The organism is Vicinamibacterales bacterium, from assembly GCA_041659285.1.
Classification (GTDB): Bacteria; Acidobacteriota; Vicinamibacteria; order Vicinamibacterales; family UBA2999; genus 12-FULL-67-14b.
This window is the reverse complement of the sequence record JBAZYO010000009.1, coordinates 119,968-133,911: the sequence shown is the minus strand read 5'-3', so window position 1 is coordinate 133,911 and position 13,944 is coordinate 119,968. Positions and strand designations below refer to the sequence as shown.

Genomic DNA, 13,944 nt, shown 5'->3' with positions numbered 1-13,944 from the left:
GCAATAGTCACTGCAGCGCCTGGTACACCAGGTTCGGGAATGCCTCGCGGATGTCGCTGGCGTTCGGCAGGAGCTGCATCATCAGCACCATGACCAGGCGCGCTTCGGGATCGACGCGATACATCGAGCCGTAGGCACCGCCCCAGCCGAATGAACCCTCGCCCGACATCCCGTTGGCCCCGTAGCGGTCAACGGTTTCGAAGCCAAGTCCAAAGCCCAGTCCCGTCGTCGAATGCACGGTGCCCACCTGGTTGGTGGCCATCAGCCGCACGCTGCGCGGCGACAGCAGGCGCACGCCGTCGAGCGTGCCGCCAAGCCGGAGGGCTTCGAGGAAGCGCGCGTAGTCGTGAGCGGTCGACAGCAAGCCCGCGCCGCCGGCGAAGTTCTTGCGCGGGCCGTCCACGTAGTGGCCCTGGCCGCGGGCGCCGTCTGGCGCGCGTACGTAGCCGCCGGCGCCGCCGGCGTAGACCGCCGACAATCGCGCGCGGTCGGCAACTGGCAGGAAGAACCCCGTGTCCTTCAGGCCGAGTGGCGTGGTGATTCGCGTTCGCAGGTACTCGTCCAGCGGCATCCCGGAGATCTTCTCGACGATGCAGCCGAGGATGTCGGTGTTGTAGCCATACACCCACTGCTCGCCGGGCTGCGCCACGAACGGCAACGTGCCCAGCCGCTCCATCGTCGTGCAGACGGATTCGTCCTTGTCGGCGGTATACCAGCCGAAGCCGGCTGCGGGTCCGAGGCCCTTGGCTTCATAGAGACGGGCCACCAGCGAATCCGTGCCGTAAGAAATGCCGGCCGTGTGCGTGAGCAGGTCACGAATGGTGATGGGGCGCTTGGCCGGCGCGGTGATCAGCGTGACCCCCTTCTTACCCGTGGCGACCGTCGTCTTCGCGAAGGTGGGGATGAACTCTGCGACCCGCCTCCCGAGTGACAAGCGGCCTTCTTCGATGAGCTGCATGACGGCGACACTGGTCAGCGCCTTGGACTGCGAGGCAATGCGGAAGATCGTGTCGGTGGTCATCCGGCGCCCGGCTTCTTTGTCGGCCCATCCGAACGCCTTTTCGTACACCGGCTTGCCGTCCTGCAGCACCAGGGCGACGACGCCGGCGACGCGGTTGTCGTCCACGTAGCGCTGCAGCCCGCGATCGATCACCGCCGCGCGATCCGCCGCGAACCCGCCCGGCCGAGTCTGCAGAGACGCCGGCACCGGCAGCAACACCAACGCCAACAGCACGACGAGATGGATTCTGCGTTTCAACCTCTGACGCCCCTGAAGCCGTCGCGCGCTGTTGCCGCCGATCGCGGCGGCCCCGGTGCCCGCGCGTTACACTGCTTACGACGCCTTCAGCGCGGTGAGCACCGCGTCGATCATCTTCTTGGCGTCGCCGAACAACATCTGCGTGTTGTCCTTGTAGAAGAGCGGGTTATCCACGCCGGCGTAGCCGCTGGCCATGCCGCGTTTCATCACGATGCAGGTCTTGGCCTTCCACACCTCGAGAATCGGCATGCCGTAGATCGGGCTGGACGGATCGTCGAGGGCGCCCGGGTTGACGATGTCGTTGGCGCCGATCACGATCACGACGTCCGTGCTGGGGAAGTCCTGGTTGATCTCCTCCATCTCGAGCACGATGTCGTACGGGACCTTGGCTTCCGCCAGCAGCACGTTCATGTGGCCGGGCAGACGGCCGGCCACCGGGTGGATGGCAAACCGCACGTTGGTGCCGCGGTCGCGGAGGATCTTGGTGACCTCGTACATCGGGTGCTGCGCCTGCGCCACCGCCATGCCGTAGCCGGGCACCACGACCACGCTCTTGGCTTCTTTCAGCAGTTCGGCGGTCTCTTCCGCCGTGATGCTTTTCACCTCGCCCGCGGGCTGCGCGCCGGCCGCGGGGGCCTTGCCTTCCTCGGCGCCGAATCCGCCAAGGATCACGCTCACGAACGACCGGTTCATGGCGTGGCACATGATGTAGCTCAGGATCGCGCCGCTCGAGCCGACCAGCGCGCCGGTGATGATCAGCAGGTCGTTCTCGAGCATGAAGCCGGCGGCGGCCGCCGCCCAACCCGAATAGCTGTTGAGCATCGACACCACGACCGGCATGTCGGCGCCGCCAATCGCCCACACCAAGTGGATGCCGAGCAGCGACGCGATCACCGTCGCGATGATCAGCGGCTGCAGCGCCGAGCCGTGCGCCGCGCTCACGAACTGGAAGCCGAGGAACACGCACGCGAGCAGCGCCACGAGGTTGAGCAGGTGCCGCGCCGGCAGCAGCAGCGGCCTGCTGCCGATCAGCCCCTGGAGCTTGCCGAACGCGATGATCGAGCCGGTGAACGTCACCGCGCCGACAAACACGCCGATGAACGTTTCCACGGAGTGGATCGTGGCCTCGACGCCGGTGAGCGTGTTGGTGGGGTCGAGCGTGCCGCCAAAGCCGACCAGCACGGCGGCCAGGCCCACGAAGCTGTGGAGCATGGCCACCAACTGCGGCATCGAGGTCATCTCGACGCGCGCCGCCAGCGTCGCGCCGATGCCGCCGCCGACCACCAGCGCGCCAATCAGCACGCCGTAATTGCTGCCGTGCGGGCCGAAGGCGGTGACGCCGACGGCCATCGCCATGCCGATCATGCCGAACAGGTTGCCGCGCCGCGCCGATTCCTGCGCGGAGAGCCCGCCGAGGCTGAGGATGAAGAGGACGCCGGCGGCGAGATAGGCGATGGTGACGAGTGTCTCAGGCAAGGTAATCATCGGCGGAACATCCGCAGCATCCGCTGCGTCACCATGAAGCCGCCCACGATATTGATGGTGGCGAGCAGGATTGCGGCGGCGCCGACCAGCACCACCGGTGACGAGATCGGCCCGCTCAACTGCAGCATGCCGCCCACCACGATGATGCCGCTGATGGCGTTGGTCACGCTCATGAGCGGCGTGTGCAGTGCCGGCGTGACGTTCCACACCACCTGCCAGCCAACCACCACCGCCAGCGCGAATACCGTGAGGTGTGACAGGAATGCCGGCGGCGCCACCATCCCCAGGCCGACCAGGGCGGCGGCCGCAATCAGCGCGAAGATCGGACCGGCAACTCCGCCGCCAGCCGGCGCCTTCGCGCCCGGCGCGGCGGCCGTCTTCGGCGCCACCACCTTCGGCTCCGGCGGCAGCACGACCGGCGGTCGCGGCGGCGGCGGCCACAGCAATTCGCCCTCGCGCAACACCAGCGCGCCGCGCACCACTTCATCCGCCAGGTCGAGGCGGAAGTGGCTGGCGCCGCCAAGGTCGGCGAGCAGGTGCGTCAGGTTGTTGCCGAACAGCAAGCTGGCCGTCGGCGCCAGGCGGCTGGGCAGGTCGGTGTAGCCGAGGATGTGGACGCCGTAGCGTTCCACCACCTTCCCGGGTTCGGTCAGCGCGCAGTTGCCGCCGTTCTCCGCGGCCAGGTCGACAATCACCGACCCCTTCTTCATGGCCTTCACCATGTCCTCGGTGATGAGGACCGGCGCCGGCCGGTTCGGAATCAGCGCGGTGGTGATGATGATGTCGACTTCCTTCGCCTGCGCGAGGAACATCTCCATTTCGGCCTTGATGAAGGCCGGGCTCATCTCCTTGGCATAGCCGCCCGCGCCCTCGCCGTCTTCGACGAACTTGAGCTCGATGAACTCGGCGCCCATGCTCTTGATTTGCTCTTTCACCGTGGGGCGCGTGTCGAACGCGCGCACGATGGCGCCCATGCCGCGCGCCGCGCCAATCGCCGCCAGCCCGGCGACGCCCGCGCCAATCACCAGGACCTTCGCCGGCGGCACCCGGCCCGCCGCCGTCATCTGGCCCGTGAAGAAGCGCCCGTAGAAGCTCGCCGCCTCGATCACCGAGCGGTACCCGGCGATGTTGGCCATCGACGACAGGGCGTCCATCTTTTGCGCGCGCGTGATGCGCGGGATCTGGTCCACGGCAATCGCGGTGGCCTTGCGCGCCGCCAGCCGGTCGATGATGTCCTTGTTCTTCCCGGGATACAGGAAGCTGATCAGCGTGCCGCCCTCGCGGATCAGCTCCGCCTCGTGCACGCCGAGCTCCGGGTGCGGTGCCGGCGGCTGCACCTTGAGGACGATGTCGCCCGCCAGCCAGATGTCGCGGGTGCCGGTGATGACCTCCGCGCCAGCGGCGGCGTAATCGTCGTCGCCGAACGAGGCTGCGGCGCCGGCGTCGTGTTCGACGGCCACCGAAAAGCCCAGCTTGATCAGGCGCGCGACGTTTTCAGGGGTGACCGCGACCCGGCGTTCACCGGGGCGGCATTCTTTCGGGACGGCGAGCTTCATGTACCCGGCGATTATATAGGGGTCCGGCCCCGTCTCACGCCAACTTCAGCCGGAATTCCCTCTGCAGCAGGGTCAGGTTCAGCGCCATCTGGAGGGCGGTCGAGAGGACGGTCAGCCACCAGATCCAGGTCAGGGCGAAGTCGGGCCGGCGCGACAGGATGATGGCCGGCACGATGCTGATGACGATGCGCAGGAACGAGGTCACGAGCGACGGCACCGTGTTGCCCATCCCCTGGAACATGCTCGCCGAGACGAAGGTGATGCCCGAGGCCACGAAGTTGATGGTGACCACGTGCAGGTAGTCCACGCCGACGTGGATGACCTCGGCGTCGGCACTGAACAGCCCAATCAACGGCGCCGCCCCCAGGTAGATGCCCACCGCCAGCACCAGCATCCCGGCCGCGGCGATCGAGGCGGCGGTCTTGAACACCTCGCGCACGCGCTGACCCTTACCGGCGCCAAAATTCTGGCCGGCCACCGGCGCCACCGCAAACCCCAACGCCACGACCGGCAGGAACGCCGACTGCACGATGCGGAAGCCGACGCCGAACCCCGCCTGCGCCGCCGCCCCGAACGGACGGCTGATGGCGTAGACGACGACCATGTAAAGGCCCATCAACGCGAACTCGGCACCCGCCGGCAGGCCGATCTTCAGCATCTGCCCCCACACCTGGAACTTCGGCCGCCAGTCGGCGAGGCGGAACCGCAGGTAGGCGTCACGGTCCATGAAGTAATACGAGATCCACACCACGCCGATCGCAATCGCGATGAACGTGGCGAGTGCGGCGCCGCTGACGCCGTGGGGATCGAACGGGCCCCACCCGAAGATCAGCACCGGCGCCAGCACGATGTTCAACACCACGGTGCCGGTCTGCACGATCATGCCGGGCTTGAAGTTGCCGGTGCCGCGCAACGCCGCGCCCATCGCGACCATTGCGAACTGCAGCGCCATCGCCGGAATGAACCACAACAGGTACTCTTCGGCTTGGGCCTGCATGCTGGCGTCGGCGCTGAGCGCGGCGGCGTAGGCCGTGCGAGACAACATCGCCAGCGCCAGGAACAGCACGCCCGCCACCATCGAGAGCACCTGCGACTGGTTGAACAGGAAGATGGCCCGGTCGTGTTCCTTGCGCCCGGCCGAATGCGACACCATGGTCGTGGTCCCGACCCCGAGCATCTGCGAGACGGCCAGTACCAGGAACGACAGGTTGGCGCTGATGCCGACGGCGGCCACCGCGTCGGTGCCGAGGCGCCCGACCCAGAACAAGTCCACCAGCACGTAGAGAGCCTGGAAGACCATGCTGACGAGCATGAAGCTGGTGGTCTTGAGGAGGTGGCCGGTGAGCGAGCCTGTCGTGAGATCCTGCATTCCGCAGCGATTATACTGGCCGATACTTGCCAAGACGCCTTCGATCGGAGCGGCCGCGCACGCGCCCGTGACCCAGGTGGCCTCGTGATTCACGACGTCCGCACGGTGCTGCGCTGGCTGACGCCGCGCGAGCGTTGGCCGTGGCTGGCGCTGGTGCCGCTGGTCAGCCTGAGTGCCCTGATCGAAGCCGCGGGCGCGCTCGCCACCTTTGGACTCCTCCGCCTGGTCGTCGAGCCCGAACAGGTGCGCACCGCGCCGGTGGTCTCGCAGGTCTGGCGCGCCTGGCCCACCGACGATCCGCGGGCGGTCGTCGCCGCACTGGCGCTGGGCGTCGGCGTGTTCTACCTGGTGCGCGCCCTGTTCCTGTCGTGGGTGGACTGGGTCCGGCAAGGCGTGGTCTTCAACTCGTCCGCCGCCGCGGCCGAGCGGCTGCTGGCGCGCTATCTCGCCGCCGATTACCTGTTCCACGTCAGGCGCCGGTCGGCCTCGGTGATCCAGCCGATGACGCGCGCCTCCGACGTCGCGTTCGAACTGGTGGCGGGATCGGCCGTCAACATCCTGGCCGAAGTGGTCACCATTGCCGCGCTGGCCATGGTGCTGGTGGCGTCGGCGCCGCCCATTACGTTGATTGCCGTCATCATCGTCCTGGCTGTCGTCGTCGGGCCGATCGTCCTGACCCGCCGGAGCTGGGAGCGCATCGGCGAGACCGAACGCGCCTTGCTGCAGGAGCAACTCCACGTGCTGCAGCAAAGCCTGGGCGCGATCAAGGACGTCAAGGTGTCGGGCCGCCAGCCGTTCTTCGAGGAACAGTTCCGCCACGTCAAGCGCGCCTTGTCGCGGACCAAGCAGCGCCGGTCGTGGTCGGCCAGCGCCGCGCGGCACGGCGTCGAAACCACGCTGGTGCTGAGCATGCTGCTGGTCGTGTTCCTCGTGATGCGCGAGAGCGCCTCGGGCGGCAGCACCGTGTCGGTGCTCGCGCTGTTCGCCTACACCGGGTTCAGGGTCATCCCGTCGGCCAACCGCATCATGATGAACGTCGGCTACCTGCGCGAGGCACATCCGTGGGTGAAGACCATGGACGACGACATGCGGGCGCTTCGCGCCCCGGTCGCGCGGCCGTTCTCGCCCGAGCCGGCCCTGCTGCACGAGGCGCTCGTCTGTGACGAGGTGTCGTTCCGGTATGAAGACGGCGCGCCCCTCGCCCTCGACCATGTCTCGCTGACCATTCGCCGCGGGCAATCTGTCGGCATTGTCGGCCCGACGGGTGCGGGCAAGACCACGCTGGTGGACGTGCTGCTCGGCTTGCTGACGCCGACCTCCGGCCGCGTCCTGATTGACGGTATCCCGCTGGAAGGCCTCGAGCGCACGTGGCAGCGGCAGATTGGTTACGTCTCACAGGACGTCTACCTGCTGGACGACTCGCTGCGGCGCAATATCGCGTTCGGCATTCCCGACGGCGCGATCGACGAAGACCGGCTGGCGGCGGCGATCGCGCTCGCCCGCCTCGACGAAGTGGTGGCCGCCCTCCCCGGGAAGCTGGAGACGGTGGTGGGCGAGGGCGGCATTCGCCTGTCGGGTGGCCAGCGGCAACGTGTCGCCATCGCCCGGGCGCTGTACCACGACCCGCCGGTGCTGTTCTTCGACGAAGCGACGGCGGCGCTCGACAACCAGACCGAGCGCGAGGTGACCGAAGCCATCGCCGCGGTTCACGGGACGCGCACCGTGATCGCCATCGCCCACCGGTTGTCCACGGTGAAGAGTTGCGATCAGTTGATTTACCTGCAGGACGGCCGGGTGGCCGGGGTGGGGACCTACGACGCGCTCCTGAGCGATCCGGGCTTCCGGCGGCTCACCTGACGATCCAAAAAGAAAAGGGGCCGCCAGGTGGCGACCCCTTCTCGCTTGTGATCGAGCGCGTTACTTGCCGTCGGCGAACACGTACCACGCGGTACCGTCGCTGACCAGCGTGACGTAGTCACTGCGGCCCTCGAGCGCAATCGCGTCTTGCGAACGCTCGCGGCCGCGGCCCTCCAGCGATTCGCCATTGCCCGGCACCACGTGCACCTGGCCGCGTGAATCCATCCGCCGAATGGTCAGCGTGCGGTTGATGCCGTCGGCGGCCGGCGGCAGTGTCACGACGATTCGGTTGTTCCGGTTGGACCGCGAGTTGGACTGGCGGACCAGGTAGATCATGCTCGCGTTGCCGGGGCCGAGCGTCAGCGGACCACTCTCAGTAATCGTTTGCGAGACGAACGACATGCCGAGACCGGTCGCGCCCGTGGCGCCAACCGGACCGGCTGCACCGATCGGGCCCACAGGGCCGATGTTGCCTGGTATTCCTTGTGGGCCAACCGGACCGATCGGACCGTCCTTGCCGGGAGGACCCGGTTCTCCCGCGATGCCCGCCGGGCCGATGTTGCCGGGGATACCTGGTTTGCCAGTCAGCCCGATTAGACCCTCGTTGCCGGGCGCGCCCGGTTCACCTTGAATGCCCGGAGGGCCGGTGGGACCTTCAGGACCCTGGGGACCCGCGGGACCAGCCACCGCGCATGCCGTCACGGTGTCTTGATCAGCCACCGCGAGCTTGGTCCCGCCGTAGTAGGAATCCGCCAGCAGCCACTGGACGGCGTCGCCCGCCTGGAATCGGACCGAGAACTGGAACTGGTGCAGCCCGTTGGTGAACTCCACCGGAACGCCAATAGTGGCCGGCAGGATTCCGGAGCCGTTCCCCGAAAAGTACTCGACGCTGTTGCCGGGACCATACGGGTTGCTCGCCACCACTGGCGACTGGTTCACGGCGCGTTCGTAGCCAAACGACGCGATGAAGAAGCCCGGCATCTGGACATCCGGGACCACGCAATCGACGCGCGGGGTCAGCGTCATCGTTGGCGTCCCGTTCCCGGGCTTGGGTCCCGACGATGTCCCGTTCGTGGATGTTTCGTTCGTGGGAGCAGACGGCGTGTTGTTGGCCTGTGCGTAAGTCGTCGTGCTCGCGGATCTCAACAGGAAGCCGGAGACCAGGACCACAATCGCCACGCTGAGCCACAAGTCTCGCTGGCCGGAGACACGCCGATTCAGTCGGTGGAGCATTCGGGGGATCCCACTACCGGCCAGTACGCCCTAATGCATAGAGGCGGCAGTTCGGCGCGAAATCTATCATGGCAAGCGTCCATGAGTCGAGTTTGAGGCGAAGCCCACCCGCGCCGGGGATGGCGTGGGCGCGCTATTCCCTGAAGCTGTCCACGATGTCGCGGACTTCGCGAATGAAGCGGTCCGTCGAGAACATCTCGGCGCGGGCGGCGAGCAGCCGGCGCAGGCGGTCCTGTTCGGCGGGGTCGGCCAGCACCGCGGTGATCTTGGCGACGGCCTCATCGTCTGAGTCGTACATCAGCGACGGCTCGTTGCCGACGATCTCCATCTGGCCGCCACCCTTCGGCACCCACACGATGACGCCGGCGCGCGCCAGTTCCGCGGGCGCCATGCCGAAGTGCTCTTCGCGCATGCCATGAAGGCCGTACCGGTGGGAGCCCATCAAGCCGCGAATCTCATCGCGGCTCACATTCTGCCGAAACTGGATCCAGCTGCCGATCGACTCCGCCAGCGCCTGCAAGCCCCTGGCGTACCGCGCGGTGTGCCGGTCCCACGTGCCGACAATCGTGAGCCGCAGGTCGGGGACGCGCGCGCGCACCCGCGACAGGATTCGCATGATGCGCTCGTAGTCCTTTTCGGGCGAGATGCGGCCGATGGCCAGGAAGTCTGGCGCCCGCTCGCTCCACGGCAGGCCGGCCCCCGGATCCGCGACGGGAGGGTAGAGCGTGCGTGGGTCCCCGCCGAGGAACCCGCGGACGTGCTCGCCCGTCCAGTTCGAGTTGACCAGCGTCAGGTTGGCCTTCAGGCGGTCGATCGAGAAGCCGGCGATCCGATCGGTCAGCGAGTAATAGGCGCGCAGTGCTGCTCTCGGCTGGTGGTACCAGCGGAGATCCACCTGCGGCCGCGGCCGCAGGTACGAAGGGTAGTGGATGTACTGGATGCCGCGCCGGCCGTAGTCGGTCTCGTTGTGGACGCCGAAGATGACGTCGAAGCCCGCGCTCACCTTGCGCGTGTAGCGCATGAGCAACGCCAGCTTCACGAGCGTGGCCGGCGTCGGCAGCAGGTCCGGTGTCACGGTCCAGTGCCGCGGCACGACGATGGTGTCGAAGTCGCTGCGCTGCAGCCGGGTGTCGTAGAACCGGTTGATCGGCCCGACGTCCACGGGCTGCCACGACAGTACCGTGACGCGGTGCTCGGGCACCAGCGCCTGCAGCACCCATGACGCCACGCCACTGCTGCCGCCCGGCGGCTGCAGCGACGGCTGCACCAGCAGGACGCGCTTCATGGCGTTTGCGCCGTTGACAGCGCAAGCAACGAAAGGGCGGCGGTGACGGCATACAGGATCAGCACGGTCCGCCGCGGCGACCAGCCGAGCGCCAGCAGGCGATGGTGGATGTGTTGGCGATCCGGTTCGAACAGCTGCCGGATTGCCGTGGGGACGGAGGGGCGGCCGTTCGCCGGCTTCGCCATGGCCCGCCGGAAGACGGTGGTGACGATGTCGGCAATCGGCAGCGCGAAGATCAACAGCGGCACGCCGGTGGCGAGCGCGGTGGCGCCCTTCTGCCAGCCGGCGATGGCGGTCGCGGCCAGGATGAATCCGAACAGGAGGCTGCCGCTGTCGCCGAGAAAGATCGAGGCGGGCGGGAAGTTGAACACCAGGAAGCCGAGCGCCGCTCCGACCAGCGCCGCGAGCATCATGGCCTCGGCCGAATGGCCGCGCACGATCAGGATCGCGCCGCAGGTGGCGCCGGCCAGCACCGCGATGCCCGCCGCCAGGCCGTCGATGCCGTCGATCAGGTTGAAGGCGTTGGTCAGGCCGACCATCCACGCCGCCGTCACCGGCCATGCCAGCCATCCCAGATCCCATGACATGCCGAGCAGCGTCACCCGCTGGATCAGCAGGCCCGAGGCCATCACGATCAACGCCGCCAGGATCTGCACGGCCAGCTTCGGCCAGGGTCCGACGCCGCGGACATCGTCCACGAGTCCGATCCCGAAGATCAGGCCGCCCGCGGCCGCCAGGGGCATCAGTGCCTGCCAAATCGCGGGGTCCAAATTGCCGGGCGCGAACGCCAGGACGAGTATCATCGCGAGGATTGTGGCGGCCACCACCGCCACGCCGCCCAGCCTCGGCACCGATTGGGCATGAACCTTCCGGCCTCCCGGGGCGTCTACCAGTCCGAGCCGGATCGACCCCCGCGACACCAGCGGGGTCAAGAGCAGGGCAAGCGCCGCGCTACTGAGGCCGAGCAGCAGGTACACCATCAAATGCGAACCGCCGTTATCGTACTCGGAGATTTGGGTCGCAGCCCGCGGATGCAGTACCACGCCGCGTCGCTGGCCGCAGCCGGGCACGACGTCGATTTGGTGGGGCTCGAAGGCGCCCCGCCAGTACCGGCCGTCGCCACTCATCCGCGCGTGACGTGCCATCGCCTGCCGGATCGCGCCTTCCAGGGACGCGCCACGGGGGGCATCCGGCGATTCGTGTGGGGCTCGATGGCTCGCGCCGCGGGCCAGGCACGCCGGCTGTTTGCAATGCTGATGCGGTTGCCGAAGGCCGACGTCATCCTCGTCCAGAATCCGCCGGCGGTGCCGAGCCTCGCCGTGGCGTGGGCGGTGGCGCGGCTCCGCGGGTCGCGCCTGGTGATCGACTGGCACAACCTCTCTCACACCGTGGCGGCGATTCGCCTCGGGGAATCGCACCGCGCCGTGACCGCGCTGTCGCGCAGCGAACGCCGCTGGGCCCGGCGCGCCGACGGCCACTTCGCCGTCTCGAAGGCCCTCGCCGCCTGGCTGCGCGGCAACTACGGCATTACCGCCACGGTCCTCTACGATCGGCCGGCGTCGTCGTTTGCGCCGACCGTGCCATCCGCCGCCGTTGCGCTGTGGACCCGGCTCGCGCAAGAGATGTCCCTCGGCGGCGACCGGCTGCCGCTGATCGTCTGCCCCACGAGCTGGACGCCGGACGAAGACTTCGACTTGTTGCTCGAGGCGCTCGAGCGTGCCGAACGCCAGCTGGCCAGCGAATCGTCGCATCCTCACCTTGCCGTCATCCTCACCGGCCGCGGTGCGCTACGCCAGTCGTTCGAAGCGCGGGCCGCGCGCCGCTCGTTCAAGGCCATTGCCGTGAGGACGCTCTGGCTCGAAGCCGCCGACTATCCCGTCCTGATCGGCATGGCCGATCTCGGCCTGTGCCTGCACCAGTCGTCGTCCGGACTCGACCTGCCGATGAAGCTTGCCGACTTCCGTGGCGCCGGCGTGCCCGCGGCCGCGTTCGACTACGCACCGGTGTTGGCGGAGGTGCTCACCAACGGGCACGAGGGAGTCACGTTTCGCGATCCCGGCGACCTGGCCAATGTGTTCCTTGCCGTGGCGTCGAAGACCCTCGATCCGGCGTCAGCGCTCGGCAAGTCAAAGGCGTGGCTGTTCGAGAACGCCGCTGAGCGGTGGGACACCGAGTGGCCGTCCGTCGCCTTGCCGGCGCTGCTTTCCAAATAGTGCGCCCCGCGCCTGGCCCAGCCATGACCCAGTAAGATGAAGGGGTCCCTATGCTGCCCATTACCGACATTGCCAAGCGCCTCGGCCTCTCCGAGGACCTCCTTGAACCATACGGCCGCTACATTGCCAAGATCCGGCTGGAAGCGCTCGACCGCTTTCCCACCCGCAAGGGCAAGCTGATCCTGGTCACGGCGATCACGCCGACCACGAGCGGCGAGGGTAAGACGGTCAATACCATCGGCATCACCCAAGGCCTCGTGAAGCTCGGCTACAGCGCCGTGGCGGCACTGCGCGAACCGTCCCTCGGCCCGGTGTTCGGCATGAAGGGCGGCGCCACGGGCGGCGGCAAGGTGTCGGTCGAGCCCCTCGACAAGATCAACCTCCATTTCACCGGCGACTTCCACGCCATCACCACGGCCCACAACCTGCTGGCGGCGCTGCTCGACGCGCACCTTCACTTCGGCAACGACCTGCGGATCGACGCCAAGGAGATCCTCTGGCCGCGCTGCATGGACATGAACGATCGCGCGCTGCGTCGCATCGCCACCGGCCTGGGCGGGCGCGAGAGCGGTCCCGCGCGCGAGACCGGTTTCGTGATCACCGCGGCGTCGGAGATCATGGCCATCCTCGCGCTGTCGGAGGGCCGCGCCGACCTGCGCCGCCGCCTGGCGCGCATCGTGGTCGGTTTCAGCTACGACGGCAAGGCCATCACCGCCGAGGACCTCAAGGCGGTGGGCCCGATGATGGTGCTGTTGAACGACGCCGTGCTGCCCAACCTCGTGCAGACCACGGAGGGCGCTCCCGCCATCATCCACTGCGGCCCGTTCGCCAATATCGCGCATGGGACCAGCAGCGTGCTGGCGCAGCGCATCGGCCTGCACCTGGCCGACTACGTCGTCAACGAGACGGGGTTCGCCGCCGACCTTGGTGCCGAGAAGTTCTTCGACATCGTGATGCCGATGTGCGGGCACGTGCCCGCCGCTGCCGCGGTGATCGTTACGTTGAAGGCGCTGCGCACGCAGGGCGGGTCGCCTGATGGTCCAGTGGACGCCGGCTTCCCGAACCTGGCCCGCCACCTCGAGAACATCAGGCGATGGGGCGTGCCCGCGGTGGTCGCCTTGAATCGCTTCCCCGGCGACACCGACGCCGACCTCGAACTGGTGATGAGCTACTGCCGCTCGATCGGCGCCGACGCCGCCCTGGCGGAGGGATACACCAAGGGCGGGGACGGCATGACGACCCTGGCGGCGAAGCTCGTGGCGGCCGCCGAGTCGTCCGATCCGTCGGCGGTCAAGCCGGTGTATTCGGCGGCGCAGACCCTCGTCGAGAAGATCACGGCGGTGGCGACCAAGGTCTACGGCGCCGGCCGCGTGTCGTTCAAGCCCGCGGCGAAGTCGCGGCTTGCCAAGCTCGAGGCGCTGGGCTACGGCGCGCTGCCGGTGTGTATCGCCAAGACCCAATACTCGTTCACCGACGATCCGAAGCAGATGGGCGCGCCGACCGGATGGACGCTCAGCGTGAACGACGTGTCCCTCTCGGCCGGGGCCGGTTTCGTGGTGGCCATCGCCGGCAGCATGATGCTGATGCCGGGCCTGGGCAAGGTCCCCCAGGCCCAGAAACTGGACGTGGATGACCACGGCGCCGTCATCGGCATGGACTACTGAACCTGCGCTGCCGCCTGACGCATC

General features: G+C 68.0%; 10 protein-coding genes. 3 read left to right on the top strand and 7 right to left on the bottom strand.

Annotation, left to right across the window (positions count from 1 at the left end; genetic code table 11):
• Nucleotides 1-7: 7 nt before the first annotated feature.
• The 4 genes from WC815_15900 to WC815_15885 form a co-directional block, all read right to left on the bottom strand.
• Nucleotides 8-1,258: a serine hydrolase domain-containing protein gene (locus WC815_15900; GenBank protein ID MFA5910264.1), complete on the bottom strand. Its 1,251-nt coding sequence runs from the start codon at nucleotides 1,256-1,258 to the stop codon at nucleotides 8-10.
• Nucleotides 1,259-1,333: 75 nt separating this feature from the next.
• Complete coding sequence (pntB, locus tag WC815_15895) at nucleotides 1,334-2,734, bottom strand: Re/Si-specific NAD(P)(+) transhydrogenase subunit beta (protein ID MFA5910263.1); 1,401 nt, start codon at nucleotides 2,732-2,734, stop codon at nucleotides 1,334-1,336.
• A gap of 5 nt (nucleotides 2,735-2,739) precedes the next feature.
• Complete coding sequence (locus tag WC815_15890; protein ID MFA5910262.1) at nucleotides 2,740-4,299, bottom strand: Re/Si-specific NAD(P)(+) transhydrogenase subunit alpha; 1,560 nt, start codon at nucleotides 4,297-4,299, stop codon at nucleotides 2,740-2,742.
• A 34-nt stretch (nucleotides 4,300-4,333) separates the two neighbouring features.
• Nucleotides 4,334-5,668: an MATE family efflux transporter gene (locus WC815_15885; protein MFA5910261.1), complete on the bottom strand. Its 1,335-nt coding sequence runs from the start codon at nucleotides 5,666-5,668 to the stop codon at nucleotides 4,334-4,336.
• Between the two features lie 84 nt (nucleotides 5,669-5,752).
• Here WC815_15885 and WC815_15880 point away from each other — a divergent pair, with 84 nt between their 5' ends.
• Nucleotides 5,753-7,525, top strand: a complete 1,773-nt coding sequence (locus WC815_15880) for an ABC transporter ATP-binding protein (protein ID MFA5910260.1) — start codon at nucleotides 5,753-5,755, stop codon at nucleotides 7,523-7,525.
• 60 nt (nucleotides 7,526-7,585) lie between these two features.
• Here WC815_15880 and WC815_15875 read toward each other — a convergent pair whose 3' ends face one another.
• The 3 genes from WC815_15875 to WC815_15865 form a co-directional block, all read right to left on the bottom strand.
• Nucleotides 7,586-8,551 carry a hypothetical protein gene (locus tag WC815_15875; protein MFA5910259.1) on the bottom strand — a complete coding sequence of 322 codons (966 nt, stop codon included), beginning with the start codon at nucleotides 8,549-8,551 and terminating at the stop codon, nucleotides 7,586-7,588.
• A gap of 340 nt (nucleotides 8,552-8,891) precedes the next feature.
• Nucleotides 8,892-10,043 carry a glycosyltransferase gene (locus WC815_15870; protein MFA5910258.1) on the bottom strand — a complete coding sequence of 384 codons (1,152 nt, stop codon included), beginning with the start codon at nucleotides 10,041-10,043 and terminating at the stop codon, nucleotides 8,892-8,894.
• Nucleotides 10,040-11,023, bottom strand: a complete 984-nt coding sequence (locus tag WC815_15865; GenBank protein MFA5910257.1) for an MraY family glycosyltransferase — start codon at nucleotides 11,021-11,023, stop codon at nucleotides 10,040-10,042. Before WC815_15865 ends, WC815_15870 begins: the two co-directional genes overlap by 4 nt.
• Nucleotides 11,024-11,074: 51 nt before the next feature.
• Here WC815_15865 and WC815_15860 point away from each other — a divergent pair, with 51 nt between their 5' ends.
• On the top strand, nucleotides 11,075-12,256 hold the full coding sequence (locus WC815_15860; GenBank protein ID MFA5910256.1) for a glycosyltransferase: 1,182 nt from the start codon (nucleotides 11,075-11,077) through the stop codon (nucleotides 12,254-12,256).
• 50 nt (nucleotides 12,257-12,306) lie between these two features.
• Entirely contained in the window at nucleotides 12,307-13,920 is a 1,614-nt protein-coding gene (locus WC815_15855; protein MFA5910255.1) for a formate--tetrahydrofolate ligase, read from the top strand.
• Nucleotides 13,921-13,944: the final 24 nt, after the last annotated feature.

Bases quoted from the DNA above. Each gene is read 5' to 3' on its own strand.
- WC815_15875 (MFA5910259.1), bottom strand. From the start codon at position 8,551: ATGACGCTGACCCCGCGCGTCGATTGCGTGGTCCCGGATGTCCAGATG.
- WC815_15855 (MFA5910255.1), top strand. From the start codon at position 12,307: ATGCTGCCCATTACCGACATTGCCAAGCGCCTCGGCCTCTCCGAGGAC.
- WC815_15890 (MFA5910262.1), bottom strand. From the start codon at position 4,299: ATGAAGCTCGCCGTCCCGAAAGAATGCCGCCCCGGTGAACGCCGGGTC.
- WC815_15865 (MFA5910257.1), bottom strand. From the start codon at position 11,023: ATGGTGTACCTGCTGCTCGGCCTCAGTAGCGCGGCGCTTGCCCTGCTC.
- WC815_15860 (MFA5910256.1), top strand. From the start codon at position 11,075: ATGCAGTACCACGCCGCGTCGCTGGCCGCAGCCGGGCACGACGTCGAT.
- WC815_15870 (MFA5910258.1), bottom strand. From the start codon at position 10,043: ATGAAGCGCGTCCTGCTGGTGCAGCCGTCGCTGCAGCCGCCGGGCGGC.
- WC815_15885 (MFA5910261.1), bottom strand. From the start codon at position 5,668: ATGCAGGATCTCACGACAGGCTCGCTCACCGGCCACCTCCTCAAGACC.